The 26,564-nt window shown below is 42.0% G+C and carries 21 protein-coding genes and 2 pseudogenes; 8 read left to right on the top strand and 15 right to left on the bottom strand.

Annotation, left to right across the window (positions count from 1 at the left end; all coding sequences use genetic code 11):
• The first annotated feature begins 85 nt into the window (after positions 1-85).
• Positions 86-1,024 (top strand): CPBP family intramembrane glutamic endopeptidase, encoded by a 939-nt coding sequence (locus CEX98_RS19090; protein ID WP_099643592.1) that lies wholly within the window; start codon positions 86-88, stop codon positions 1,022-1,024.
• 135 nt (positions 1,025-1,159) lie between these two features.
• Here the strand turns inward: CEX98_RS19090 and CEX98_RS19085 are convergent, their stop codons facing one another.
• The 3 genes from CEX98_RS19085 to CEX98_RS19075 all read right to left on the bottom strand — a co-directional run bounded on the left by CEX98_RS19085 (position 1,160) and on the right by CEX98_RS19075 (position 2,877).
• Positions 1,160-1,360 (bottom strand): MbtH family protein, encoded by a 201-nt coding sequence (locus CEX98_RS19085; protein ID WP_099643591.1) that lies wholly within the window; start codon positions 1,358-1,360, stop codon positions 1,160-1,162.
• Between the two features lie 234 nt (positions 1,361-1,594).
• Positions 1,595-1,969 (bottom strand): winged helix-turn-helix domain-containing protein, encoded by a 375-nt coding sequence (locus CEX98_RS19080; RefSeq protein ID WP_088533097.1) that lies wholly within the window; start codon positions 1,967-1,969, stop codon positions 1,595-1,597.
• Positions 1,970-2,394: 425 nt separating this feature from the next.
• The gene (locus CEX98_RS19075) at positions 2,395-2,877 is read right to left on the bottom strand and encodes a DM13 domain-containing protein (protein WP_099643590.1); all 483 of its coding nucleotides are present in this window, start codon (positions 2,875-2,877) and stop codon (positions 2,395-2,397) included.
• Positions 2,878-3,509: 632 nt separating this feature from the next.
• Here CEX98_RS19075 and CEX98_RS19070 point away from each other — a divergent pair.
• From CEX98_RS19070 to CEX98_RS19055, 4 genes and pseudogenes are all read left to right on the top strand, one after another.
• Positions 3,510-5,083, top strand: a pseudogene (locus CEX98_RS19070) (lytic polysaccharide monooxygenase).
• An 18-nt stretch (positions 5,084-5,101) separates the two neighbouring features.
• Positions 5,102-7,747: a glycosyl hydrolase family 18 protein gene (locus tag CEX98_RS19065; RefSeq protein WP_099643589.1), complete on the top strand. Its 2,646-nt coding sequence runs from the start codon at positions 5,102-5,104 to the stop codon at positions 7,745-7,747.
• Between the two features lie 308 nt (positions 7,748-8,055).
• Positions 8,056-8,550, top strand: coding sequence for a hypothetical protein (locus CEX98_RS19060; protein WP_099643588.1), 495 nt, complete (start codon positions 8,056-8,058; stop codon positions 8,548-8,550).
• Between the two features lie 12 nt (positions 8,551-8,562).
• On the top strand, positions 8,563-9,867 hold the full coding sequence (locus tag CEX98_RS19055) for a hypothetical protein (RefSeq protein ID WP_099643587.1): 1,305 nt from the start codon (positions 8,563-8,565) through the stop codon (positions 9,865-9,867).
• A gap of 41 nt (positions 9,868-9,908) precedes the next feature.
• Here CEX98_RS19055 and CEX98_RS19050 read toward each other — a convergent pair whose 3' ends face one another.
• The 12 genes from CEX98_RS19050 to nudB all read right to left on the bottom strand — a co-directional run bounded on the left by CEX98_RS19050 (position 9,909) and on the right by nudB (position 22,650).
• Positions 9,909-10,445, bottom strand: coding sequence for a YaeQ family protein (locus tag CEX98_RS19050; RefSeq protein ID WP_099643621.1), 537 nt, complete (start codon positions 10,443-10,445; stop codon positions 9,909-9,911).
• 270 nt (positions 10,446-10,715) lie between these two features.
• On the bottom strand, positions 10,716-12,782 hold the full coding sequence (locus CEX98_RS19045; RefSeq protein ID WP_099643586.1) for a leucine-rich repeat domain-containing protein: 2,067 nt from the start codon (positions 12,780-12,782) through the stop codon (positions 10,716-10,718).
• Positions 12,783-13,133: 351 nt separating this feature from the next.
• Positions 13,134-13,670, bottom strand: a complete 537-nt coding sequence (locus CEX98_RS19040) for a hypothetical protein (protein WP_099643585.1) — start codon at positions 13,668-13,670, stop codon at positions 13,134-13,136.
• 252 nt (positions 13,671-13,922) lie between these two features.
• Positions 13,923-15,158, bottom strand: coding sequence for an ABC transporter permease (locus CEX98_RS19035; RefSeq protein WP_099643584.1), 1,236 nt, complete (start codon positions 15,156-15,158; stop codon positions 13,923-13,925).
• Positions 15,158-16,348: an efflux RND transporter periplasmic adaptor subunit gene (locus CEX98_RS19030; protein WP_099643583.1), complete on the bottom strand. Its 1,191-nt coding sequence runs from the start codon at positions 16,346-16,348 to the stop codon at positions 15,158-15,160. Before CEX98_RS19030 ends, CEX98_RS19035 begins: the two co-directional genes overlap by 1 nt.
• Positions 16,345-17,499: an efflux RND transporter periplasmic adaptor subunit gene (locus CEX98_RS19025; RefSeq protein WP_099643582.1), complete on the bottom strand. Its 1,155-nt coding sequence runs from the start codon at positions 17,497-17,499 to the stop codon at positions 16,345-16,347. Before CEX98_RS19025 ends, CEX98_RS19030 begins: the two co-directional genes overlap by 4 nt.
• On the bottom strand, positions 17,489-18,442 hold the full coding sequence (locus CEX98_RS19020; RefSeq protein WP_099643581.1) for an HlyD family secretion protein: 954 nt from the start codon (positions 18,440-18,442) through the stop codon (positions 17,489-17,491). The genes CEX98_RS19025 and CEX98_RS19020 overlap by 11 nt, the downstream gene beginning before the upstream one ends.
• On the bottom strand, positions 18,424-19,110 hold the full coding sequence (locus CEX98_RS19015; RefSeq protein ID WP_099643580.1) for an ABC transporter ATP-binding protein: 687 nt from the start codon (positions 19,108-19,110) through the stop codon (positions 18,424-18,426). The genes CEX98_RS19020 and CEX98_RS19015 overlap by 19 nt, the downstream gene beginning before the upstream one ends.
• 411 nt (positions 19,111-19,521) lie before the next feature.
• Positions 19,522-19,974, bottom strand: coding sequence for an NfeD family protein (locus CEX98_RS19010; RefSeq protein ID WP_099643579.1), 453 nt, complete (start codon positions 19,972-19,974; stop codon positions 19,522-19,524).
• 5 nt (positions 19,975-19,979) lie between these two features.
• A complete protein-coding gene (locus CEX98_RS19005; RefSeq protein ID WP_099643578.1) occupies positions 19,980-20,930 on the bottom strand; it encodes an SPFH domain-containing protein in 951 nt (316 codons plus the stop codon).
• Positions 20,931-21,081: 151 nt separating this feature from the next.
• Entirely contained in the window at positions 21,082-22,203 is a 1,122-nt protein-coding gene (locus CEX98_RS19000) for an alanine racemase (RefSeq protein ID WP_099643577.1), read from the bottom strand.
• A gap of 3 nt (positions 22,204-22,206) precedes the next feature.
• Entirely contained in the window at positions 22,207-22,650 is a 444-nt protein-coding gene (gene nudB, locus CEX98_RS18995; RefSeq protein WP_099643576.1) for a dihydroneopterin triphosphate diphosphatase, read from the bottom strand.
• Positions 22,651-23,159: 509 nt separating this feature from the next.
• Here nudB and CEX98_RS18990 point away from each other — a divergent pair.
• From CEX98_RS18990 to CEX98_RS23610, 3 genes and pseudogenes are all read left to right on the top strand, one after another.
• Complete coding sequence (locus tag CEX98_RS18990) at positions 23,160-25,064, top strand: M6 family metalloprotease domain-containing protein (protein ID WP_099643575.1); 1,905 nt, start codon at positions 23,160-23,162, stop codon at positions 25,062-25,064.
• 192 nt (positions 25,065-25,256) lie between these two features.
• On the top strand, positions 25,257-25,805 hold the full coding sequence (locus CEX98_RS23615) for a PAS domain S-box protein (RefSeq protein ID WP_242441763.1): 549 nt from the start codon (positions 25,257-25,259) through the stop codon (positions 25,803-25,805).
• Between the two features lie 12 nt (positions 25,806-25,817).
• Positions 25,818-26,555, top strand: a pseudogene (locus tag CEX98_RS23610) (methyl-accepting chemotaxis protein); the annotation flags it as partial.
• Positions 26,556-26,564 lie beyond the last annotated feature (9 nt).

Below are 26,564 nucleotides of genomic sequence, written 5' to 3'. Positions count from 1 at the left end.
GTTTTATACCAATTCGCTTAATTAATCGGATTGATATTATCACCAATTAAGTGACGCAAATGGTTAATTTTAAAGGAGTAAGAGTATGAAGTTTTCAACCATTGGTGGGGTCATCGCGTTATGGCTATTTTCTTATACAGCAAATGCTGAAGTCTCTGACGACAACCCCTATGATTTTGATTTTAAGCCGAGCATATTAAGTGATAGTCCTAATTTAGGGGCGCTATCAGGGTTTGTGCTTCCGGGAGTGATCCAAGGCTTGGATGGGCAGTATGAAAAGACCGCTTGGTATGCCACGTCGACTTTGGTCGGTTTTGCGGGATATGGCCACTACTCTGATCAAGATGATTACATTGATGATGATGATCGAGATAACGATGTATTAGAAATTGAGTATTTAAATGCCACCACGCTAAAAACTGATTTTGCCGCAAATGTGGCATTAAATAGCATGTTTATGTCATCTTACGATGCGTACCAAAGTAGAGCCAAATACCGTCAATTTGACCATGGCGTCACTATGTCAACCACGCCAGTATCACAGCTATGGAAAGCCCCATTCAAGTGGGAAAATCTATCCAAACCAAGTACCTATATTCCACTGTTATTGGTTGCGGCTTATGTTTCTTCACGCGATAACGTCTATGCCATAGAAAGAGACGATAGTGTTAGTTTGTTTGAGGCACACAGTGCAAATCTCGCTGGAAACATGTTTACCGCAGTGGGTGAAGAAGCGTTTTTCCGTGGTTATCTCAACACCGAACTAAACCATCAACTAGGACAACGCTCAGGCCTAGTTGTGTCATCCCTTTTATTTGGCGCTTTGCACAGCGGCAGTGGTAACCAAGCAAGTTTTGGTGCTGCGACGGCGATCGGTGGATATTTGGGCTGGCTACATCAACGTAATAACTATGACCTAGAACAATCCGTTGCTGTTCATTATTGGATAAATGTTATTGCTGGAATAGCTGAGCTAGAACATGGTGGCAGTGTGCCATTGTTGCAAGTAAATATGCAATTCTAGGAGCGAAATAATAAAAAGCAAAAAGCAAAATGTTGATATTCTGCTTTTTGCTTTAGTAGTTAACCTGCCAACATGGGGTTATATGGTTAAGTTGGTTATTATTAATGGTAACTTATACTTTTGAGTGGTTTGCTATTAACTATTTGCCATTGCCTGTCGTAGGCTTTCTGGACGCATGTCTTTCCAATGCTCGTTAATATATGCGTTACACTCTTCTAGGCTGCCTTGAATATCAATTTGGCTCCACCCCTGCGGTATCGCTTTGGTTGCGGACCAGACTGAATATTGCTTTTCAGCATTAATGAGTACCGTATACGTTTCTATTGTGTTTAGCATCGTGTCTCCTTATCTATTGCTTGTTATATCAATTTGCTTAATTAAGTGTTCTATTTTTAAGCAAGAAAACCTTATTAATAACACCACTACCACATCCTGCTCACGCTAAGGGACTAGCGACCATATCGGCAAGGCAAAAATCTTGCTACTTAGTTGTTCTAAATAAGCAATTTTTAACGCAGTTAGGGTCAGGTTTACTCCTTAAAATTGAGCAAGTATTAAGAAAAATTGGTATTAATGGGCAGTTAGTTCTAAATAATGATTTTTAATCATGCAGTGTCCAACAAATTTATACCCACGTTTTGGGATTGTTTTTATAAATTTAGGATTACGCATGTCATCAGCTAACGCTTTTCGTGCTAAACACACACAGCGGTTTACGACTTTCATCGATTTAAATTTACTTCCCCAAACTTTGACCAACAACTCTTCGACTGATACTGCGCGCTCTGAATGTTCTATTAAATAAAGCAAAGCTTTGGATGCTAAAGGCTCAAGTTTAACTACTTCTTGGTTTTCAGAGAGAATATAATCCTCACCATGATAAAAAATGAATCCTTTATTTAACTCCATCGCGTTGTCAGACGAATTTGCGGCTACCGTATTCATCTATTAACTCCTTCTTTGAAAACGACTTCCAGCATCTACTTTATTGATGGGTAACAGATCTAGGATCATACCTTTTTTATAGTTTGTATCGCTTTATTATGTAAACAAATTGTATTGCTTATTTTATCTGAAAAGTGAGCTAACAATGGCCGACCAAGAACACGAACCGCTCGATAAAGTAGGCTGTCATAATACTGTTGTATTAAAATTAATACAACATATATGCGACGAAATGAAATAATTTATCAAGTTTATTTTTACATTTAAGTAGCATCGGTTAACTTTTTAATGTGGTGATTTTAGCCGTATGGGTAATGTAATCGGTGCGATATGAACTGTTATGGGTGGGCTTTATTACGATTTAGTGCAGTTCAGTTGCCACAAAAATTGCTAGATATAAGTATAAAAAAGAGTAGGTTACTGCTTTAGTTAGGGGAATTTAACGGTGCAGCCGAAATAAACTGTTCAAAATGTTCACACCAAATAATAGCGCTGTGGAACTTTGTTAAGTCTGTTTGCAGATACCTTGGGAGTACGAACTGTGAAAACTGATTTATTCTTGCAACTTCTACCATCGTGTGCTTTTGCGCTTTAAAGTCTGCTTCAGATTCAATAAAAGTCTTGGCAAGGTAAAGGCGATAATCTGGACCGGGGGCTATTTCACCCACAAACGCAATATGCTTGTCTGAGAAATATATTTCACCGTTGGCATAGTGCAGCGCATCAGAGTCTTTAAGTGCTTTTACAAATTGGCCTCTATGAGTTGCGGCTTTACTAACTGCCTGAATTTCTGCGTGGCTGGCAGCTGGAGGTTGCGTCAATATCGGTAAGGTATACACACCGGCAACAAAACCTGTGATAAACACCACAATGAGCAATAGTAGAGTAAAAAGTGTTCGCAAAGTCATCTCCAAACGAATAGTAAACCCCAAGTATAGTCAAACAGCGATGTTTAGCTACAGGCTGAAGTTAATTAAAAAGTCGTAATTTTTTTATTTGTTATTAGATAAAAGTATTTTTACTGAATGTAATTTAGTGCTTTATGTAGATCAAACTTTACAATGGCTTAGTCTTTCTGGTTGTTAATTATTAGAGAATAAAGTATTTCAATTATTTAGTTTATTGTAATAGTTATAGTAATCAAATAATTAGCGCCATCATTGCAACTAGAGATATTTTTTAATTAGTTATAAAGTATTGAATATAATTAATAATCTCATCTATTGTTATTGTTTTTCATTTGGGTAAAACTACCCGAATTCAGAGTTTTGTTCACAATTGAATTAACCTGGATACTTTTTTATTACACAAAGATGAAGGCGAGTGTGCCATGGACGTGCAACAGTCTATCGGTTGCTAAAATGACAGCGTTGTTTTTTGCTTGCGTGCTGTGAAGCTAGCATTGCGAGGTGATGTTTATAGCATTGAAGTTCGCAGGACAGGGTTAACTTTCTAGTGGGAAGTATCGGTAGGCAACATTCGCTCATTCTAATCTTAATCGAAGTGGCTGCGGCCATTTCTCTAATATGAGTAGAAGAAAATGAAAAACTCTATGTTACCAGTCAGTATTGCCATCGCACTTGGCATGGCTGCATCGAATGCATTTGCTCATGGTTATATGGATAGCCCAAAGGCTAGACAAGCCATTTGTGAAGCTCAAGGGGGTTTTTGGTGGCCCAAAGATGGCAGCAACATCCCAAATAAAGCGTGCCGAGCCGCGTATTTGAACTCCGGTCATGTTCAGTTTGTACAACAACATGAATTTGCTGCGAATGTGCCTGATTATTTTAATCAGCAAGCGGTACAAGCTGCTATCCCTGATGGTCAACTTTGTGGGGGTGGCGATAGAAACAAGGCGGGGATGAATATTGCCTCGAGCGATTGGCAAAAAACACTAGTAACACCGGACTCTCAAAACCAAATTAAAGTGAGGTTCCGAGCAACCACACCACACAACCCGAGTTTTTGGCAGTTTTATCTCACCAAGCCCGAAGCCGACTTCGAGTCAAAGCCGTTGGCATGGAGCGATTTGGAGCTGATCCAAGAGCATGGCAATCTTGACTTCTTTGTTGCGCCTGATGGTAAACGTTATTACGAAATGCAGATAGCAATACCAAGCAAATTTAGCGGAGACGCTATCTTGTATACCCGTTGGCAGCGTGATGACGTTGTTGGCGAAGGCTTTTATAACTGTAGTGATATCACCATAGTAAGAGATACTACACCCACCGAGCCGGTAAATTGGACTGCTGCTGGTTTTTTTGTCAAACCAGGTCAACAAGCAAATCCAGGGGATACAGTTTGGCTTCGCGTCTTTGATGCTAATGGTCAAGAACTCGTACAGAAAAGTTATTGATAACCAAAGGCAATGTTACTAGCTGGGTTAAAGAGTTTGCCAATACATTGAATAGCAACTATGCCAATACATTACGGATTGGTGTAGTGCAAAGTGACGGTAATATTGTATTTGACGCGGTGCAGTTAGCTAGCAATCAACTATTTGTCAGTGATACACAACACACCTTTAACCTTTCCGTTTTAGCTAAACCACAAAACCGAGCGCCAGTGGTGCATACTCCTGCTGATCTCACGCTAAAGGAAAACTCAAGCACATCACTTCATGTTCATGCTTTTGATGATGACAAAGATCCGCTCACTTTCAGATGGCAACTCCCTTCGCCACTGAGCTATAGCGGCAGCGGCGCAACTATTACGCTGACTGCGCCTGAGGTTCAGCAAAACACGGACTATCAAGGACAAGTAACGGTTTCAGATGGAAGGTTTGAAAAAACCGTTAGCTTTACTATCACAGTTACTAACCAAACAACACCACCTAGCGGTGATACGTGGCGTGCCGACCGAGTATATACAGCAGGCGATACGGCAGTGTATCAAGGCAAAAGCTATCGAGCTAAATGGTGGGTAAAAGGTCAGCAACCGGATCAAAGCGACGCTTGGGAGTTGGTTGATAAGTCTGATGCAAGTAACGAATGGAATGCCAATAAAGCGTATACCGGCGGAGATAGAGTGAGTTATCAAGGCGTTGAATATCAAGCTCGTTGGTGGACTAAAGGTCAGCAGCCAAGCAAGCATTCAGTGTGGAAACAATTATAATAAAGCGAGGAAGAATCCATGTTTAAATTACTCTCATCATCTTTAGCTGTTGCTGCGGCAATTGCATCAAGTACCGTGCAAGCTGCACCTTCAACACCGAGCATCACTTGGAAGCCACAGAGCTATTCATTTGTTGATGTAAATATCTATGGCCGGGGCTCATACAAACAGTTAGTTCAAGCTAAAGATGCCGTTGATATAGAGATTGAATGGAACGCATGGTCTGGCAAAGGTGGCGATCACTACAAGGTTTTTTTTGATGATAGTTTGGTTAACGAAGGGGCGCTTGCCGCTGGCACTAAATCGGGAGTGATCCGTTTTCCTTATCATCGCTCAGGTCGTCATCAGTTAACTATCCAACTCTGTGATGCCACAGGTTGTGCTACGTCTGCGGCAAAGCCCATTGTAATCGCGGATACTGACGGTGGTCATTTAGCACCACTACAACTCAACGTAAATCCAAACAATAAGCAGTTTAATACCGATCCAGATAAAGTTGTTGGCGCTTATTTTGTTGAGTGGGGCATTTATGGTCGTCAATTCGATGTTACTCAAATTCCAGCTGATAACCTCACTCACCTGTTGTATGGCTTTATTCCAATTTGTGGGCCGAATGAATCACTGGGCGAAATCGAGAATGGCAATAGTCTGCGTGCTCTTCAGTTAGCGTGCGGTGATTCTAATGATTATGAAGTGGTGATCCACGATCCATGGGCGGCGGTACAAAAAGCGCTGCCTGGAGTGGATAGCAAAGATCCTATTAGAGGAACCTATGCACAATTAATGGCACTGAAACAGCGAAATCCAGAGTTGAAAATTTTACCGTCTGTGGGTGGTTGGACGTTATCGGACCCTTTCTTTGATTTTGATAACAAAGCTAATCGCGACACTTTTGTAAATTCAATGCGTGAATTTCTTACCACGTGGAAGTTTTACGACGGTATTGATATCGATTGGGAGTTCCCTGGTGGAGACGGTGCAAGTCCAAACCGCGGTTCAGCCAACGATGGTGAAGTTTATGTCATCTTGATGAAAGAGCTCCGCGCCATGTTAGATGAGCTTGAGGCGCAAACAGGCCGAGAGTATGAGCTGACCTCAGCGATCGGCACTGGCTGGGATAAAATCGAAGATGTTGATTATCAACGTGCTGCTGAGCACATGGATTATATTTTTGCCATGACGTACGACTTTCATGGTGGCTGGAATAATGTAACAGGCCATCAAACCGGTATTTATTGTGGTTCGCATTTAAGTAATGAAACATGCATCGGCACAGGTATTGATGAAAACGGTGAGCCACGTAAAGGTCCAGCTTATACGATGGACAATGCTATCCAGCTTTTATTAGCTCAAGGTGTCCCCAGTAAAAAGCTAGTAGTTGGCGCGGCAATGTATGGTCGTGGCTGGGAAGGTGTTTATCCACAAAATGCGGCCATTGCTGGCAACCCGATGACAGCACCTGCTAGTGGCAAGCTGACAGGCACAACGGCACAAGGAGTGTGGGAAGCGGGTGTTATCGATTATAAAGGCTTGAAAAAGTATATGATTGGCGATAGCGAGCAAGGCGTTAATGGATTTGAAGTCGGTTATGATGAGCAAGCACAGGCCGCGTACGTTTGGAATAAGAGCAAAGGGACACTGGTTACGTATGATAGTCCGCGCTCGGTTCGTGCCAAAGGTCAGTATATTCTTCAGCACAACCTTGGTGGCATATTTGCTTGGGAAATTGATGCCGATAATGGCGATATTCTTAACGCCATGCATGAAGGGTTAGCTGGAAATATGCCTCCCCCACCTGTGAATAAAGCGCCGCTAGTGACACTCGCAAGCGAAGTAAGCATTGACGCGGGCGAGTCTTTACAAGTGGTTGCAACAGCAACCGATCCTGAAGGTAAAGCGCTTTCTTATACATGGTCAGGAGATGCGGCCTTATCGTTAACGACACAACACAATCGCGTCATTATTGCTACACCTAACGTGACGCAAGATGCGGTGTTCACTGTAACGCTTGCAGTAACTGACGGCAAGCATACGGTTAATCGTCCGTTAAAAGTGAATGTTAAAGCAGCGGTTGTCGAGAATAAAGCCCCAGAAGTTGCAGATATCGCTGATGTGACACTAGACGAGGGTCAACAGATAACCCTAAATGTAATTGCCAGTGACCCTGAGGGTAGAGCACTCACATATGCTTGGTATGTTCCCGGCCACACTGTGACTGGTACAGGAGCTAGCATCACACTCACGGCATCTCAAGTTAACAAGACACAACAAAGTACAGGTAAAGTGATTGTCAGCGATGGTGTAAATGATGTAACACGTACCTTTAGCGTTACAGTCAATAGCACAACTTCGACTGATCCTGTTGAGCCACCTACTGAGCCGGGTAAAACTACATGGGATGCAAATGCAGTCTATGTTGGCGGTAATGTGGTTTGGTATCAGGGTGTGAAATACAAAGCGCGTTGGTGGACACGAGGAGCGTTGCCAAGTAAAGGGGGTGTATGGCAAGAAATTATTCCAGACGACGGTACAGTCCGAGCATGGCGTAGTGACTTAGTATATACCGGTGGTGATAAAGTCACTTTCTCTGGAGAGACTTACCAAGCACGTTGGTGGACTCGTGGCCAGCAACCAGACAGTAACTCAGTATGGCGCAAACTGTGATTTAAAGCGCCTCCAACAAGTCACTGGTAGGGATCATTGCCAGTGACTTTATTCTCCATTACAAGAGTCTCGATGTCGATTTTAACTCTATTTTCAATTGCTATTTCTTAAATGGTTTTTGCAGGCTTTATTTAGAGCTTGTTGCCCCTTCTATATTCCTTCTTTTTTGTTGTGATTTTTTGTTTATTAAATCTTTTATATTGATGTTTTTATTTGAATGTTGAAGTTATTTTATTTTTTGTTTTTTATTTGAACTTTTTGTTTTTGGTGTTATTGTTTTGGTGGTTTTTTAATTAAAAGGAGATTTTATGAAGTCTTTATCTGTAGGTGCATTATTATTTGCTATAAGTACTAGCGCTTTTGCTGGCAATCCAACGAGTGTTGGTGATGTTGTTGCTCGAGATCTATCGATTTCAGGCCTAGGTTGGGCTGGCCATGTTGGGATCTGGGATGGTTCAAAAGTACTTGAAGTGTTGAATGATAGCACTGTCATTCACAAAAATACGCTGAGTAGCTTTAAACGGGCTTCCTCATATTGGGGCGCAAAGTATGGCCGTGGCACGAGGCATGGAGAGATAGTTGAAGCTGGTTGGGCACAACGCAGCTTTGATCCTGAATATACAATTACCGCACAATATACAGAAGGCAAGTGGGTATATAAAAATGGTAGCCTGGTGAAAGTGAAGGCAAGGTTTCGTTGTGATACTTTCGTAAACTATTCATACAAAAAGATCACTGGCGACAATCTAGTGACCATTTTTACTCCAAGAAATCTTTATAATAGCTTTCCAAGTACTAGATAATTGGAGGTGGATATGAAATTAGTTGCAAAATATTTAATATTATCTTTAATAGCTGTTTTTGTTGTTGTCATTTATTTTGTATCCACAACAGAAAAGAAAGTTGAAAAGCCTATAAACCACAGTGAGGCTGTTCCTTTTATTAGTCAGTCTGAGCTCGTTACTACGCTTCCAGATTTTTATGATATGGATGTTAAATTAAAAAAAGATATAGATAATACAATATCACTGCAAGCAGATGCACTTTCGTTAAAATTAAAAAGTGTTTTTGGCACAAAAGCCATGCTTGATTTTGAAGCTGAGCTAATAGAACTATTAAAAGATCCGAATATATCAAGAAAAGATAAAATAAGTTTATTGTGGAATATGGTGCTGCAGTTGGGGGTGGAGTCAAAGCAAGGTTTATATGTGCTTGAGTATCTGAGTTCCTTGGCGCCTATTGAACTGTCTAATGAGTTAATTTCACTATTTGAAACGGCATCGGAGCCCTCGAAATTTGGCTTACTAAATGTACTTGAAACTATCTTACTGGTGAGTGGAGATGAGGCAAAAGTTTCTGCTACGCATTTATCAGCAGTAAAACAGCAATTACTTGATGCAATCAGTGGTCAGCTGGTTAATGTAGAAGACCCTGCTTTGGGGTTTTCAATACTTGAGGCTATCGTTGGTCATCTTCCTTTTGAAAAAGCTAAGCTATTAATAGATGACCAGTTTATAATGGCTGAAAATAAGTCTAATAACGTATCAAATGATGCTGTTAGAGCAACAAAAGCAGGAATATATAATCGCCTAGCGTTAGCCAACCCACAATCGAGAGCTGAATTTCTACCACAATATATTCAAGCGCTTAATCATGAACCGTCACAAACGGTAGAGCGTGAGTCGCTAAGACAAGATCTCTTCAATATTATTAGAATTGATAAATTCATGAATGAAGCGCCGTATGAGTTTAAGCAAACGGTGAATGCGTTTTTGGCACGAGATCTTCCAACTATTGACATTGACAACACAGAGTTTGATTACGATGCGGTAAAACTTTACTCAGATTTGTCAATCGCGATGGCCAAATTGAGTGCATCAGCCCAACAGTCAAGCGAAAGCCTATATACACAGCAGATCAATGCAGCTAAAAGCCCAGTTGAGCAGGCGATTTTGATAAGTCGCTCACCTTATCGGCTGAATGAATTATTAACTGATGAATTTGCCCGAGCAAGAATGAGCCGTGACTTACGAGCAGAAGCAAAAAGGATAGGTGAAGATTCATCTTATGCCGATTTGCTAAATGATGCCGCATTGAAACTGTCAGGAGAGCGTTTGTAGCCACCTTTGGTTGGCTACAATAGCCATCACTTTAGCAAATATTACATTAACTGCTGTGGTTTGATTTCAACATTGGTGCTGTCGGAACTAACCCAGACTTCGCCATCTTGAATCGTGATAGTCAGTTTTATATTACGATCTGCGAGCTGAGCTAAAGCCTGTGTTGCGCTATAGTCTAAGCTGAATATGTTTAGGTTTTTAAAGTCATATAATTTAGGTTGCTGCTTTTGCCACCAAATTGCCTGATTATTTTCGCCATAAGTATAGAGGATCACTTGCTTTGACTTATTACATGCTTTTTTGAGGCGTTTCTCATCAGGTAGCCCCAGCTCAATCCACAGCTCAATTTCTTCGCTATAGTTCTTAACCCAAAGCTCAGGCTCATCGTCAGCGCATAAGCCTTTGGTAAATTCTAAACCCTCACAGGCGTTGAGTGCATATGCAAGAAGGCGGATCATTAATCGTTGTTCGTTTTCAGAAGGGTGCTGAGCCAGTGTTAAATTGATATCTTGATATACATGCCTGTCCATGTCACTGAGTGACAGCTGTGCTTTAATAATGGTGGATTTTAGCGCCATAGTCATTGTCTTGAATAATTTTGCGCTATTATAACGGCTTTTTTATTATGTATTGAGAAGAATTTTCTGAATGTTGTGGATGAAATAATAAAATGCAAGGCAAACATAGCCGCTAACAGCGACTATGTTTGTTTTATTTGAAACCTTAGGTCTTAATCATAAAAACTTGAAATATAGAAGTACGGAGCTTCGCGTACCATAGACCTACTTAGCCCGTTTTTAAGAAAACTGCTTAAACGCCTCGTTTATCATTCAGCTCATATCAGCAGGTTATTCAATACATTCAGGGTTATAGATCCAGACTACAACATCATCAAGAGATTTGAGTAGCTCCTGATCCTGACAAAAAATAGCACTGTCATGGATCTGTAACTTCTCTAGGCTTTGTAAATCAGCTAGCATATCAGCCCTAAAAGGACTAACAAACCCTAATAACCTAAGCTTTCTCAAGTTGCTTAGTGATAAAATTGGGTAAATATCACTTGCTTTTGCATCGTATAAGGTTAATTGCTCTAAATTCTCAAATTGAGAGACTTGGTTAATATTTTCTATTCCCGGAAACCCTGAAATATATAAACTTCTGAGGGTAGGGTTTGAACCTAAAGCATCAAGCGAAGTAACTCTCCCTTCACTTGGATTATCTTGTTCCCTAAGAAAAGCCACTGAATCGATTGCAGAAAAGCTAGAAAGATCAACCAAGCCTGAATATTCATAGGCATAGACCTCTAGTGACTTTAAGTTTGGCAATTTAACACCATCTGAAGCGATAAAAGTATGAACCCTGAAGTCAAAAGTTTCTAAAAGTTGCATTTTACTCAAAATGCTATAGTTGAACTCCATGTTCATGTCATAAATATCGAGTTCTCTAAGGTTTTTAAGGTCAGATAATGGAGTTAAATCTATTGTACTGTCCAAGTTCGTGAGCATTAGTGAGGTTAGTTTGGGAGTATAACTTAACCAGCTAAGGTCAGTGGTGTAACTTAGAGAGTTTAAGGCTAAAACGTTTAACTCAGGCATTGACTGTAGGAAACTTAGAGAGGGAATATCCAGATCTGATAAGTGTAGAGATTGAAGGTTAGTAAAGTTTGATAGTTCGCTGCTGTTGCCAATTGTCAAACCTCTAAGTGATAGAGACTTCAACATCATTTTGTTGCCAATGTCATTGAGATCAAGCGAGTTTGTTTCAGTTAACCTTAATGTGGTTAAATCCTTTAGCTTTGACAAAAACTGGAAGTCGGGAATCTTCGTGTTTCTAAGAATCAGAGTTTCTAATTCCGTTTTTGTTTCGATAATTTTACTGTCAGATATTTTGACATTTTCCAGCACTAATTCTTTAAGATGAGGTATTGAACTCAGAAAGGAGAGTGTTGAGTCTAATTCACGCATAGACTCTAAAGATAAGCTTTGAAGCTCACTAAATTGCATCATAGCGGCGTTGGGGTCGTCTATGTATACTTCTCTGAGTTTTAAATGTTTTAGATGACTACTCCCAGTTTTTGAGAGGCTAATTGTTTCTGGACCTTCTATGCTAGGAGAATTAAGTAGTTCCAATGTATGCAGCTGCTTGAATTCTGATAGATCAAGTTTCTGAAGTGGTAATGATTTTATCCTGTGGAATTGATGTTCTTCATTAATTGACAGAAACTTAAGACTTGACAACGTATTAATTTGTTTTATGCGTTCTTCACTTTGGCTGTAACTTTTAGGTTCATCAAATGCCGAATCTAGCTTCAGCGAGGTCAAGTTAGGAAGTTGAGTGAGCTCAGCTACATCAATTAGATAAGCATTGGTAATTGAAATACTCGTTAAGTTGGTTATGTCGGATAAGCCAGCCAAGGTTTCTATTGGGTAGTTAGCACAATCTAATATTGATATACCACTATCTTTTTGTGTGTCTGATATACATTTTGCTAATGCATTATCGGATATGCTTAGACTTGAAATAGGTGCATATGCAGCCAAGGTTACAGTAAATTCCTGAGAGCTCGAATTGCCTGCGTTATCTGTTGCAGTCAGCTTAAATGTTAACGTGGTTGTTTCATCAATATCTGGTGCACGGAAGGTTAGTGTATCCTCATCAGTATTTTTCAACTCAACCTTGGTTCCCGCTGTTTGTTCCCAAAGTAGCGTTTCAACCGTGCCATTTTCATCTAATACATTAGCCGAAACAGTGACTGTGTCACGTTCCATTGCGTATACTGGCGTGGGCTCAGTAATGACCGGCGCTTTATTAGTGTTTATATCTGGCTTATCATTTTTGTCACCTCCACCACATGCTGCAAGCGTTGAGGTAAGAAAAATGGTAACGATTCCCTTGTATAGAGCGCTTTTAATCATCTTGATATCTTATTTTGATTCACTGAATAATTTTGATAGTCGGTAATTTTATCTGAATTGAATGATTGTTTCTATTTTTATACTTAAAATAAATGAAGAAGCTCCGTAGCCTCACTCTTGTGCTGATTGTTGTTCGTCTATTTATGTGATTGCGCTAAATAATATTCATTTATGGTAGGTTAACCAGCTTTGATTTAGTCGTAGTAACTAAGCCTTTATAGCCTTCAACTCCGTTTCAAAGATATGCAAATGCCCATCTTTGAAACGGAGTTATTTAGCTACATAAAGCGGTGTTAATATGTACTAATAAGAAAGTACCTAGGTAGGGTGAACTAGGTACCTTTTGTTCGTTTATTGTACGGTTACGTTAATGTAATTGGTTACGAATGGAGCGATTTCGATGGTGCCTGTTGCATACACTTCTTTGCTCACGTCTTTACCTTCGAGCTTAATATAGTACTGCCCTGCGGGAATGACGATATCAGTGTAATAATGTGTGCCAAAGCGGATTGGATCGCCTTTAACCAACCAGCCTTCTGGTGAAACTTCGTATAAACTGCCTTCACACTTTATTTTACCGATCCTAGGGTGGCTACATTCGTTAAATTTCAGCCTGGTTTTACCACTTGGGTTTTTTGCCGTTTTTACAAATGCCAATGAGCCATAATCTCGAGATGTTTTGGTTGCTTGGTGAGTCCAGACTTTTTCTTTTTTGACTGAGTAGTCATTGCTAGAGCCGCTTGAGCTTGCAGACACTACGGTCCCTGAGCTGCCAAAAATACCATTGATAGCACCGTCAACACCGTCATTTACAACACGATTGATATCGTTACTTTTACAAGCAGTTAGAGAGGCCAGAGAGAGCGCGATAAGCGTTATTTTTTTCATTATTTGTCCTTGAAGTTCCATTCGCAGCAGCATTTTTACTCTGTGTTAGGTGCTTTTTCTTATAAATGACTTAGCAGAAATAACAACAAACAGCAGATAGTAAGAGCAACCATTGCTCAATTAATGCTTCCTGTTTTTTGATAAAAATCGCACAAAAGTTTACCTTGTGGCGAAAAAAAGTCCAATAAAAAGCATACCATTTAATGGTTTTAGACATTGGATAGTATGCGAATATGGTTCTTATACCGGAGGTTAGTCGCTTTGTAACGCCTCTATGGGATCAAGCTTGGAAGCTTTAATAGCAGGGTATACACCAAAGGTTAAGCCCACTAAGGCACAGATACTGAAAGAGAGAATAATAGCGCTGAGCGACCAAGACACCGCCCAATTTGAATAAAACGCAATTATCTCTGAAAGCAAAATACCAAACACTACCCCTAGCAGCCCACCCAATATCGAGATGGTAAAACTCTCTGTAATAAACTGAACTTGAATATTTTTCCGAGTGGCGCCTATTGCGCGCAACAAACCTATTTCTTTGGTCCGCTCTAGTACCGTTGCAAGCATAATATTCATAATACCAATACCGCCAACAAGGAGTGATATACCTGCAACGCAAGACATGACCATATTGAAAATGGCCTGAGTTTGCTTTTGCTGAGCAAGTAAGGCTGCAGGGATCGTGAGTCGGTAATCATCAATATCACTATGGCGATTGGCCAGAATATTGGTAATTGCTTTTGACGCCAAGATGGGACTTTGAGATTTATCGATAGCTAGCTTTATTTCTGTTACTTCAGGCTCGAGTAAACCTCGATTAAAGCGGTGTACGGCTGTGGTCAAAGGAACAAAAATACGGCTTTGCTCGCCACCTAATGCCACGCCTTGAAACTCCTTTTTGTTTAGGTGGGGTGATTGCAGTATGCCAACAACTTCGAACCAGAGGTGATTGATTTTGACCTGCTGACCTACCGCACTACCAAGTGGGAACAGGGTTTTGGCAGTATTGGCACCGAGCAGGGCGACTTGACGGTACGCTTTACTGTCTGCCTCGTTGAGTAAGCGGCCCGCTGCAAGTTCGTAATGTGCCAGCGAAAAGTAGTTGGCAGTCACGCCTGCGGCTTCTCCTTCAAAACTGGCAAACTCACTGAATATTTGATAGGTGTCTACCAGTCTCTCGGCTGAAAAATCGTTTACAAAGGGCAGGGCATCAACGATCACTTGACCATCTACTAAGTTCAGCCCTTGGGAATGCTTGCGTTGTTCTATGAGGTCGTTTTCTTCAATGTTCTTGGCACTGACAATAACATTATTGATGCCCATTGAGTCGATCATCTTGAGCGCCTCACGCTCAGCACCTTCGCCAATATTGAGCATGGCAATAACGGCACCTACACCAAAAATCATTCCAAGCAATGTCAGTAAGGTTCGTAGTTTATGCTGTTTGAGTTGCACAATGGCATCGCTAAATAACGCTAAATGTTTCATTACAGCTCCTTGTTTGCCACAAATGTAATTTGTTGCTTAGGTTTTAAGCCCGCTAAGATTTCAGTGTGGCTTAAATTACTTTGGCCTATCTCTACCGGAACTTGTTTAAATTCGTTCCCTATTTTTACTGTGACAAAGTAAGCGTTGTTATCATTGAGTACACTGTGTTTAGGTACTAGTAATGCAGGCCTATTCTCTTGCACAACGATGGTCGCAGTGACTTTGTTACCGGGTTTAAAATAGTCAGGGGTTTCATCAAGACTGGCGATAACCTCATAATATTTTTGCGGATCGCCGCGACGAATGGATTGAGGATAAGGGGCGACGCTCGTCACCTTCCCCTGAAAAGTAGCCTCGCTGTTGGAAAGCAGCGTAAATTCAACCCTTTGATTGGCTGCCAGCCCTAACGCTTCTTTCTCGTGAACAAAGAGTTTAGCCTGCAAAGAGGAGATATCTGGTAGTCCGGCAATTTTTTGGCCAGGCCATAGGGTTTGTCCAGGTTTTGGTTTATCTCCACGCCAATCGCTGCTGAGCGTCAGCAGGCCATCATGGGGGGCGATGACCTCAAGACCTTCAAGGTTGGCATTGTACATGGCTATTTTGCTTTCATATTGCTGAGACTGAAGCTTTAATAGTTCCATTTCACCCAGTGCCGTAGATGCAAACTGCTCACTTTGCCAACCGTAATAATCGTCCTTCGCGTTGAGATATTCGACATTTTGCATTTGGTCTAATATATCCAACTTTGAACGGATCCGTTCATCATCAATTGAAAAGGTTTCAGCGAACTGCTTTTCCTCGCTTACCATGATTCTGTCTTGAGTTAAATGTGACTTGCGCGTGGTTAAATCGCTATCTGTAACCCTAATATCTTGCGCTACTTTGTTTTTATCAAATTCACTAAAACGCTTTCTTCTTTCCATATGACTGCCATCAAAGCGGGCAATTACATCGCCTTTTTTGACTTGCGTATATTCGGGCAGCAGCCAAGCTAAAATCTGTGGACCTCTGGCAGAGGTTGGAGCGGATATCACCGTTTCACTTGAGGCTTCTAATGCGCCATGGGCCTGCACTTTAATAGAGAATGGCTGGGTCTTAACTGTGTATACCAGAGCCGAAGGCGCTTCAACTTGCTCTTGACAACCAATCAGTAAGGAAGCAATACACAGGGGGAGGAGTTTTTTTATCATAGCTTAACCTCAGCACCGTTGCTTAAACCGGATGAAATGACGGCAAGCGTAGCGGTTGTGTGCGACACTTCAACTTCTTGCTCACCCTCTGTGGTGGTCACCAAGTATCGGTTATCGCGCTGTCTAATTGCGCTCAGCGGAACCGTCAGGGCATTATCAACTTTGGCGGTAGTAATTTCGACACGTGCTGTTAGCCCTGGGCGGAGTCTTTCGGTATCCACCTCATCCAATTGAATAATTGCATCTACAATGCGGCTTCTATCTTGATACGACTTTTCACGGAAGGCTTTACCTATCTCAACCAATGTACCTGTAACCACAAGGCTATTGGCACTGTCGATAGTTACTTTAGCTTGTTGACCTATGGCTATTCGGCCAAAATCAGATTCATTAATTTGCGCTTTAACCTGCATTTGCTCAAGGACAGAAAGCTCGATAACCGGCTCCCCAAATTGTACTGATTCGTCGGTGCTGGGCTTTTCTCCCTCACGATTCGCTCTGTATGCAACGATGCCATCCATCGGGGCTTTGACTTTTAAACGGGCAATATCTCGCTGTAGCTCTTTTACTTCAGCATCCATGCGAGCCACTTTACTCTTGGCTAACTGAATACTTAACTCTTTGTTATTTTTATGGAATGCCAGTTTGCTTTTAGCGAGTTGTAAGTCATTTTGAGCGATAGTGAAATCAATTTGTGCTTTTTTACGGTCGTTATCCGAGCGTGAGTTGTCTATGATTTCTGCTCGTCTTTTGGCCTTGTCAAAGTTCATTTGTGCTTCTGCAAGCGCTAGCTTTAGCTCTTCTTCTTGTTTAATCACCTCAGCTTGCTTGTTTTCGAGCTCTTTTTCAGCCTGAGCTAACTTGGCGCGATAGTCCATCAAGCGTTCCCTTACGGTTTGATCGTCAAACGAAACCAATACTTGGCCTTTCTTCGCTTGGGTGTTTTCTGGTACTAGTTGCTTTATTTTGTATTGCCACATTCGTTTGATGGACGGGGGGGCGATCAGAGTTCGACTTTTCGACTCTAACTCTCCGTTGGCTGCAACCGAAATAGTGACTGACTGTGGGGACACCAAATGTGTGTGGTCGGCATTTTCGCCACATCCAGATAGCAGAGCACAGGCGAAAATGACTTTTAACTTATTTTTCATCATGCACTCCTTTGAGTGTGACGCTACCACTCATTCCTGGTAATAATGGTAAGTTACTCTGTGCAAAGGTGAATTTAGCGCGATAATACATGCCTTGCCCCCAGTCTTGACGTTTTTCAGGTTGGGTTGCAAGCTCCGCCAACTGACTCGAAATAGGGTGGGAGTGAAAAGCATCAAATTTTAGCTCGGCAGTTTGTCCTGCTGTGATACCTTTGGCATCCACCTCATGGATCCAAGCTTCCAAATAGAGTCCGTTGGAGGAGGGGATTTCTGCTACTTTCCAGCCCGGTTGTACCGTCGCGCCAGCAAAGAGCTTAAAACCCTTCCAAGGGTGATCGGCATACAGTATGGGACCAGAGTTTATCGCTTTTAGGCTCATTTCATCTAACAGGGCTTGGTTATGCGATAAACTGGCTTCGAGTCGATTTATTTCGATTTGTTGTTTTTGTGCATTGGCTTTGGCTTCTGTCTCAGCTTGATTTAAGCTAGTTTGCGCTTTGTGTTTCTCGATAATGGCTTTTTCTAGTGTGAGCTGATATTGCTCGTAGTCATAAGTACTGATGTTAGCTTTTGGTACACTTGCATCAATCTGCGCTCGCTCTACCAGAAGCATTGCTCGTTTAAGCTGAAATTGTGCTTCTAGCACTCGTTGTGCACCGTCTTGTACTAAGCGTTTATATTCGTCTTTAGCTGCATCCAGCGCGACTTTATCTTGATCAATGGAGGTTGCAATAGAGCCTGAGTCATACACTACCACCACATCCTCAGCTTGGGCGACTTCACCTTCTGGAAGCATCCATTGGATTTGAGCTCGCCATGCATCTGTCATGGGGGCATGGAATACTTGTGTTTCGCCAGCCTTGACCACCCCAGAGATTAACTTGGGGTGCGCTAGGCATGACAGTGATATAAATAAAAAGGTACTTAAGATACCAATGCGCATACGCTATCCTCCACCTTTTCGCCGTCTTTCATATGAACAATACGTTGAGCATAGTGTGCAATGTCATCTTCGTGCGTAACCATCACTATGGTATGACCTTGTTGATGTAGCTGACACAGTAGCTCCATGATTTCGTGTGAAGTTTTACTATCTAAGTTACCGGTTGGTTCGTCGGCAAAAATGACTTTTGGCTCATTGATAAGGGCCCGCGCGATGGCAACCCGTTGGCGTTGTCCGCCAGACATTTCAAAAGGTTTGTGATGTGCTCTTGTATCTAGGCCGACTTTTTTAAGCATGGCTTCACCGCGGGCTTTTGCTTCTGCTGGGGGAGCATTACTGTATCTTAGCGGCAAGATAACATTTTCAAGCGCCGTGAGCCGAGTAAGTAAATGGAATGTCTGAAAAATAAACCCTATTTTTTGATTGCGAATTTGTGATAACGCTTCATCCTCAACCACTTGGATCTCCTGCTCGGCAAGATAGTACGAGCCGGACGTTGGTGAGTCTAAACATCCTAAAATATTCATTAGCGTCGACTTCCCTGAGCCTGATGAACCCATAACGGCCACAAACTCTCCTTCTTTTATTTCGAGCGAAACAGACTTTAAGGCATGAACCTGTGTTTCCCCGCTGCCGTATACTCGGCTTAAATTTTCGACCTTAATCATGAAAGGTTATTTTCCTCGACTATTTTTATACCAAGGCGCTCTAATACCAATCCGTATTTATACCGGCTCAATTTGAGGGAGTAAATTTGACGCTAACGGCGTTAAAAATTTCTTATTTAGAGCAACTAAATAGCAAGTTTGTTGCCTAGTTACCGACAACATTTCCTTGCCTCAAATAGACCACTTAATTAAGCGAATTGGTATAAATTGAAGCGTTATTCGCATGCAGTGACTGGTAAAATTTGTACCTTTTCTTGATAGTACCTATTGTTTTTTAAAGAGTAAATAGAACAGAGATGGGCTAAGAGAATAATGTAAATCATTGTAATAACAGCATAAGACGCAATGTCGAAAAAGCAAAAAGGTGCTTAGTGCCGGTTAGCGCTGAGCACCAGAGTAGGTTGCACGGGGTTAAATCGCTTCAACCCAAAATGCACCAACCTCTTTTTTAACCACTTTGACTTCAGTGCCTGCGGGTAACGGAGTTTTGCTTTTTAGTTGCCACGCAATACCTGAGTAGTTATGGAAAATGCGGCTATCTGCATTTAAGTCTTTTTCTAGCGTAAAGGTAAGCTCTGCAAAGTCACTGTTGACCTCTTTTTTATCGGTCACCTCTTGCATACGTTTTAGTGGCTTCCATAAAAACACAGCAAGCAATGTTGTGACTAAGGCGTTAAACCAAAGTGCAGTAAGCCAAGTTTGGTCTAGCATACCTGCATACATTAAGCCGCCGCTGATCACCAACGACAGGCCTAAAAAAAACAGCACAAAGGTAGCAAAGCCCAGTACGGCAACCTCAACAATTAAGCAAGCAATTCCCAGTACTACAAGAGTTTGTGCTAAATGCTCCAGTAAAAAGGCCATCGGCGTTACCCTTGCTTTTTGTTCAATGTGTTAATAATAGACATGCCTTGGGCAACAAGCGAACTGGCGTCTGTGCCACTGTCTGGCAGTAGAACCACAGAAGACTCTTTGGCAATAGCTTCTTTTGCTGCAATCGCTTTGGTTGCCAAGTCAAGTTGAATGGCTTTTTGACCTTCATCTGTATTCGCTGCTTCACCGACTTTTCTTAGTGCTTCAGCTTGCGCATCAGCAACAGCAATAATAGCTTTGGCTTCACCTTCGGCTCTGAGGATTTGTTCTGCCTTTTCGGCTTCAGCAGCAAGTACTTGCGCTTGCTTTTTACCCTCTGCGACGTTTATTGCAGCTTGGCGATCCCCTTCAGACTCTAAGATTTGTGCACGCTTTACACGCTCCGCCTTCATTTGGGCTTCCATGGCCTCCATAACGGAGTTTGGCGGCACAATGTCTTTAATTTCATAACGCAGTACTTGAATGCCCCACGGATCAGAGGCCGAGTTAATTGCCGCAACGATATTTGTGTTGAGCAGATCTCGCTCTTCAAACGTTTTATCTAACTCCATTTTACCAAGCTCGCTCCGCATCGTAGTTTGTGCAAGCTGCGTGACCGCAAAGATATAATCATCAACGCCATATGTGGCTTTGTACGGATCGAGTACTCTAAAATAAAGTACACCGTCAACAATCAACGAAATATTATCTTTAGTAATGGCGGATTGAGAAGGGACATCAACTGCTTGTTCTTTTAAGCTTCTGTCAGCGGCAACTCTATCAATAAATGGGACAATAAAGTTAAGACCGGCTTCTTTGGTAGACTGGTACTTACCAAATCGCTCGATAATCCACGCTCTGTTTTGCGGCACAAATTTGATGCTACCTTTGAGTACCACAATAACGAAAATGAGTAAAAACGCTTGAATGGTAAAAAGGTATTCAAAAATAAGTGTGACTGGATCCATGTTAGTACTCCCACGACATAATAACGGTTCGCATTAAAGCAAGTTCCTAATATAGATGAACTCTTAGTGAATTACTATTGCTAAATTCAACCCACTAATACCGCGCTTTCAGCCACATTATCAAGTTAGCTATCTAGTAGTTGATAGGCGTTTACCAACCACTAAACCTTGGCCAAAATTCAATGTCATCATGACTAAGTACATGATAGCCACTGTGTTGTGCTGCGGTTGCGCATGCGTGATTCGGCAAAATACGCAGCAAGTCACCGTGCTTTAGATCTGGTAAAGCAAAGCCTGGCTCGCACTCAATAATTCCATGCTCTTGGTTTGTTTTAGTTACAGATAAGCCCGGAATTAGTGTGCCATGCTGATCGCAGACAAGCCCATATCCACAGTCTAAGGTCTGATTGTGTGTGCCTCTATCGCGGGAAAGCGCCATCCATCCAGCATCGATAAATAGTTTATTTTCGCTTCGTTTGACTCCAGTGACACGGGTCAGCACTGTCAAGGCAATATCCTCGATATCGCATACACCAATGCCTGCCATCACGAGGTCGAAAAATGGATAAACACCGGCTCTGACTTCCGTAATCCCTGCTAAATTTTGGGTCGAAAGTGCCGTTGGGGTTGAACCGATACTCAGTACTTGTGTGCTGAGTCCTGCTTCTTCTAGTAATGACGCTGCGGTTATTACTGCTAAGCGTTCTTTTTCTGCAAATTGGATGAGTTGGGCCTGGGTATTACAGGTATAAGCTCCCCCTGCGTGTGTCAGTAACCCTTTATACAGTCCTTGATTATCTAAGATGGTGGCTATAGTGACAATTTCTTTGTTTTTGGGAGTAAGGCCCGCTCTATGGCCATCACAATCTAATTCTATCAAACAGTCTATTTGGCAGTCATACTCAGTGCAAAACCGTGAAACAAACATGGCTTGTTCCATGCTGTCTAGTAGGATGGTGAGTTCAACGCCCTGATTTATCAGTGCCAATACGCGCTGTAATTTATCTTCGGTGATACCAACGGCATAGGTAATATTGGTATACCCTTCGGCTGCGAAAGTCTCGGCTTCTTTCAATGTTGAAACCGTACATCCAGCTTGCTTGTTAGCTAATAAATAACTTGCAGCAGTAAGAGACTTAACTGTTTTTAAATGGGGTCTAAGCGGGATGTTAAAGTGAGCTAAGTGCTGCTCCATTCGCGATACGTTGTGTAAAAAGGTGATCTTATCAAGGAGCAAACAGGGCGTTTGCAGTGTTTGTAGTCCGTTATACATAATTCAAGCTACTCCTATTAATTCAATTTCCTTTCGATTACTTGGTGACCAAACCTGCTCGCAAGCCCTTGGCTTGTCCAGCCAAACAAAGCTGATGTGTTCGTCTTTGGCAAGTAATACGGGAATATCTGATGGTACTTGGATGCTAAAAACATACTCTGTATTTATAGTTACGTCAGGCTCATAACGATGCAGCCATTGTGGTCGAATAGGGTATTGATTTGTTTTGTTATGAGTATGAATGGTGAGCCCTAAAGCTTTTGCATCGATACCCGTTTCTTCCTTTAATTCTCGGTAAGCGGTTTCAAGTGGTGATTCCCCCACATCTATTCCTCCAGTCACCGACTGCCAAAAGGAAGGGTCGTCCGCTCTTTGTAATAACAAAAATTCATTGTGCTCGTTATATATGACCACCAAGACTGAAATGGGTTGACGTAATGTCGACATGCTTCACTTCAAATCAAAAACTGATGGGACGAGTGTATCTAGATGAATAACCGTGGGCAACCAAAAAAATAATGACAAGTTTGCAGTTAGCAAAAAAAAGCAGGCCATACTGGCCTGCATAAAAAACTCCAATAGCAACAAGCTGTGCCAAGGAAATCCCAATAATGCCAACGTCCTAGTCGGCAAGCTCTACTTCTCGGGAGTTCAATTGTGACTTTAGGTACGCCTGAATACGCAGGTAAAAGACGCAGCCCCAAAGGAACGAGACCAATGCTAATGTAATGTTTAGTAGTTGTAAACTAAAAATTGAAAAAAATAGTTTAAACGAACTTTTTTTGCTCAATATTCAACGTTACTTCTTTGGAGCATAGTACCTTGATACCTTTGTAACCATTTGTTATTTATGTCTTTGGTTGCTTTTGTACCCAATGTAGCCAAGTAGATGTTGCAATTTTGTACTCGTTCTGTATGTTAATGAATTGTACAACATGTAATCTAGGAAATTAAAAATGAAATTTACTTCAGCCTTGGTGGCAACCACATTATTAGCGACTAGCGTCGCTGTTAATGCAGCCATTCCATATAAAAACGAGCAGTATCAATTTACTCAGCCAAATGGAGAAGTGATCACCATAACACTCAACGGTAACACATATTTTGCAGAGCAACGTACCCAGCGCGGTGAGCTTGTTATGTATGACAAAGCCCTAAAAGGAATGACATACGCGCGAATATCAGCTGATGGAGAGCAATTAATTTCCTCGGCTAAACTGGTTTCTAACCAAATTCAGCCTGAGGCAAGTATACGGGCTGTGGAGCCTCAGCAGCAAAGGCTATCAGTTGATGCGATTGCTAGAAAAGTAAAAGCGGCGCAACAAGCAATGTTAGGGGACGGTACTGAATTAGATTTAATGCATTCGCATCAATTTAGTCGAAGTGACAGTGTTTCGGTGCTTAATGAAGAAATTAGTGGGCAGGTCAAAGGGTTGACCATTATTATCGATTTCCCTGATGAACGTGGCACGATCACCAAAGCGCAAGTGGAACGCTTTTTAAATGATACGAATTATTCAGAGTTTGGGAATGCTCAGTCAGTTAGGGGTTATTTTTCCTCAGTTTCAGGTGGTAAGTTAGATTATACTAACACCGTGACCACGTATTATACCGCCAAGAAAAACAAAGCCTATTACGCTGATAGTTCATTGAGTTCTACGGTGCGTTCACAGGAGCTAATAAAAGAGGCGTTAAACTGGCTTGAATTTCAGCAAGGTTTTGATTTTAGCTCACTAACTACCAATAGCAGTGGCCAAATACGCGGCTTGAATATCTTTTACGCTGGGAGCTCTGACAGCGCTTGGTCAAAAGGTCTATGGCCACATATGGCGCGCTTAAGTCCTCGCTTTTGCGCCGATGGTGTGTGTACCGATCGCTACCAAATCACTGACATGGGAAACAGTTTAGCCATTGGCACTTTTGTGCATGAGTCTGGTCACCTAATCACAAATTGGCCAGACTTATATGACTACGATGGTAGCTCAGAGGGTTCTGTTGCCAGCTTTGGGGTAATGGGATTTGGTGCCATAGGGGCGTCGAACCGTTTTAAACCGACTCCTCCTGTTGCACATTTTAGGGCAATAGCAGGGTGGGACACTGTTACTGAACTCAACCCCGCAGTGAATGCTAATGCGCCAACAGGTAGGCTGAGTCATGTTTCAGGCTCAAATACTTCCTATAAATGGACGAACCCAAACAATACCGACGAAGCATTTTATATTGAAGCTATCCATCAATCGGGACAAAACTCAGAGCAACTCGATTCCGGCCTAGCGATTTGGCATGTAGATCCTGCAGGTAATAACTCAAACGAGTGGTATCCGTACATTCAGATGGAACATGGAGACGCTAATCGCGACCCTGAAAATGGTCGAAACCGAGGCGACGGCAGTGACTTGTTTGATGTTGCAGGAGAGTTTAGTGCGACATTACCTAATGCGCTTGCTAATAAAGGAACCAATGCGCTGTGGTGGAACGGCAGCGATTCGGGACTTGCCATTATCGATGTTTCTGATCCGGCAGCAGAAATTCAATTTACGGTAGACACAACTACGCCACCACCGCCACTCCCAAATGTGTACACGGGTTACCTGTCAGATAAGCAGCAAGCAATTCAACCAGATGGTAATTGGTTCCAATATGACGGAGGGACTATCGCACTGAGCTTGGAAGGACCTACAAATGCGGATTTTGATTTAAAACTTGAAGCGTGGCAGGGGGGCGCTTGGCAACAAGTTGCAATCTCAGAAACGCCAACATCTCAAGAAACAATCAATTACTCAGCTGGTTCAGGTTATTACCGTATCTTGGTTTACTCATACAGCGGGGCTGGTGATTATCGCTTAACTATTCAAAAATAACTAGATAATACACTCGGTACAAAACTGCGCCACTTGGAAAGTACCTTACATTGCGAAGGTAGCAACTCAAGTGGCGCTCTCTCTTTGCAGTAAAAATGCACAAATCTATGATTTCTCATCTATAATTCATACTTTGTTATCAAAAATGTGGTAATAATGCGGTATATAATACTCGTTGCTATGGAATAGGTTATGAACTTTTTTCGCAGGCCAAATCAAGAAATTGACAATTTAACCGCAGAGCTAAATCGGACAAGAGCGTTACTCTTGGCCATTGACGAGGCCGTGGCAAAGATAGAGTTCACACCCGATGGCCATGTTATTGCTGTTAATAAGCACTTTTTAGCTGTGGTAGGTTACACCGAGTCTGAAGTGATTGGTAAGCATCACCGTATGTTTTGCCATGGAGATTATATTAAATCGCAGGAATATAAGGGCTTTTGGCAAAGTCTTCAGCGTGGCAAAGCACAGTTCGGTAATTTTGAACGCATTGCTAAAAATGGTGATGTAGTGTGGCTAGACGCGACGTATTTTCCTGTAGAAGAAAATGGTATCGTCACCCGTATTGTAAAGATAGCCAATGATATCACCGAAGAAAAGCAGACCATAAAAGCCCAAGAAGCGGTTGCACAAGCGCTCGATAAATCAATGGCAACGATAACCTTCACACCCGATGGGGTTATTTTAGATGCAAATAAGAACTTTACCGATACCATGGGCTATAAACTCAGCGAGATCTAAGGTCAGCATCATCGTATTTTTTGCGATGATAATTTTTATCAAGCACACCCCCACTTTTGGCAAGAGTTGGCGAAAGGGCAGCATAAAAGTGGCCGATTTCATCGCTTAGGTAAACAAGGTCAAGATATTTGGATTGAAGCGACCTACAATCCAATCGTAGATGAACATGGCAAAGTCACCAAAGTGATAAAATTTGCTACTAACATTACTGCGAGGGTACAAAAAGCCCAACGTGTTGCACAAGCTGCAGAAGTTGCGCAGGTGACTTCTGAGCAAACTGAGCAGATCGCCGCGCGAGCAGGTCTTTTATTGCAAGAATCGGTCAGTACTTCTGGCCTTATTTCAAATCAGGTTCAAAGTGCTATGTCGGCCATAGCTCAGCTTAATGAGCAGTCAAAAGGGATATCTGCAATAGTTTCGACCATTAGTGCAATTGCCGAGCAAACCAATTTATTAGCCCTTAATGCCGCGATAGAAGCTGCAAGAGCAGGTGAGCAAGGGAGAGGCTTTGCTGTTGTTGCGGATGAAGTACGTAACCTCGCTGCCCGCACGTCACAGTCTACCAACGAAATCAATGAAGTGGTAAAGCAAAACGAAGTGCTAACCAAAGAAGCTACGGACTTGATGCATACCGTATCTGAAAGCACAGAGCGAGGAGTGGCGCAAATTGACGAGGTCAATCAAGTCATGACAGAAATAAAGCAAGGTGCGGAAAATCTCACAAACACAGTCAAAGGCTTGTCTGAGTAATCAAAAGAT

Source organism: Pseudoalteromonas piscicida, from assembly GCF_002744175.1.
GTDB lineage: Bacteria > Pseudomonadota > Gammaproteobacteria > Enterobacterales > Alteromonadaceae > Pseudoalteromonas > Pseudoalteromonas piscicida_B.
This window is presented reverse-complemented; position numbering and strand designations above follow the sequence as displayed.

Coding starts and splice junctions, on each gene's coding strand:
- CEX98_RS19075 (WP_099643590.1), bottom strand. CDS start 2,877: ATGACTTTGCGAACACTTTTTACTCTACTATTGCTCATTGTGGTGTTT.
- CEX98_RS19025 (WP_099643582.1), bottom strand. CDS start 17,499: ATGAAAAATAAGTTAAAAGTCATTTTCGCCTGTGCTCTGCTATCTGGA.
- CEX98_RS23615 (WP_242441763.1), top strand. CDS start 25,257: ATGAACTTTTTTCGCAGGCCAAATCAAGAAATTGACAATTTAACCGCA.
- CEX98_RS19055 (WP_099643587.1), top strand. CDS start 8,563: ATGAAATTAGTTGCAAAATATTTAATATTATCTTTAATAGCTGTTTTT.
- CEX98_RS19020 (WP_099643581.1), bottom strand. CDS start 18,442: ATGCGCATTGGTATCTTAAGTACCTTTTTATTTATATCACTGTCATGC.
- CEX98_RS19065 (WP_099643589.1), top strand. CDS start 5,102: ATGTTTAAATTACTCTCATCATCTTTAGCTGTTGCTGCGGCAATTGCA.
- CEX98_RS19040 (WP_099643585.1), bottom strand. CDS start 13,670: ATGAAAAAAATAACGCTTATCGCGCTCTCTCTGGCCTCTCTAACTGCT.
- CEX98_RS18990 (WP_099643575.1), top strand. CDS start 23,160: ATGAAATTTACTTCAGCCTTGGTGGCAACCACATTATTAGCGACTAGC.
- CEX98_RS19085 (WP_099643591.1), bottom strand. CDS start 1,360: ATGCTAAACACAATAGAAACGTATACGGTACTCATTAATGCTGAAAAG.
- CEX98_RS19015 (WP_099643580.1), bottom strand. CDS start 19,110: ATGATTAAGGTCGAAAATTTAAGCCGAGTATACGGCAGCGGGGAAACA.
- CEX98_RS19010 (WP_099643579.1), bottom strand. CDS start 19,974: ATGGCCTTTTTACTGGAGCATTTAGCACAAACTCTTGTAGTACTGGGA.
- CEX98_RS19035 (WP_099643584.1), bottom strand. CDS start 15,158: ATGAAACATTTAGCGTTATTTAGCGATGCCATTGTGCAACTCAAACAG.
- CEX98_RS19080 (WP_088533097.1), bottom strand. CDS start 1,969: ATGAATACGGTAGCCGCAAATTCGTCTGACAACGCGATGGAGTTAAAT.
- CEX98_RS19045 (WP_099643586.1), bottom strand. CDS start 12,782: ATGATTAAAAGCGCTCTATACAAGGGAATCGTTACCATTTTTCTTACC.
- nudB (WP_099643576.1), bottom strand. CDS start 22,650: ATGTCGACATTACGTCAACCCATTTCAGTCTTGGTGGTCATATATAAC.
- CEX98_RS19000 (WP_099643577.1), bottom strand. CDS start 22,203: ATGTATAACGGACTACAAACACTGCAAACGCCCTGTTTGCTCCTTGAT.
- CEX98_RS19060 (WP_099643588.1), top strand. CDS start 8,056: ATGAAGTCTTTATCTGTAGGTGCATTATTATTTGCTATAAGTACTAGC.
- CEX98_RS19030 (WP_099643583.1), bottom strand. CDS start 16,348: ATGATAAAAAAACTCCTCCCCCTGTGTATTGCTTCCTTACTGATTGGT.
- CEX98_RS19090 (WP_099643592.1), top strand. CDS start 86: ATGAAGTTTTCAACCATTGGTGGGGTCATCGCGTTATGGCTATTTTCT.
- CEX98_RS19050 (WP_099643621.1), bottom strand. CDS start 10,445: ATGGCGCTAAAATCCACCATTATTAAAGCACAGCTGTCACTCAGTGAC.
- CEX98_RS19005 (WP_099643578.1), bottom strand. CDS start 20,930: ATGGATCCAGTCACACTTATTTTTGAATACCTTTTTACCATTCAAGCG.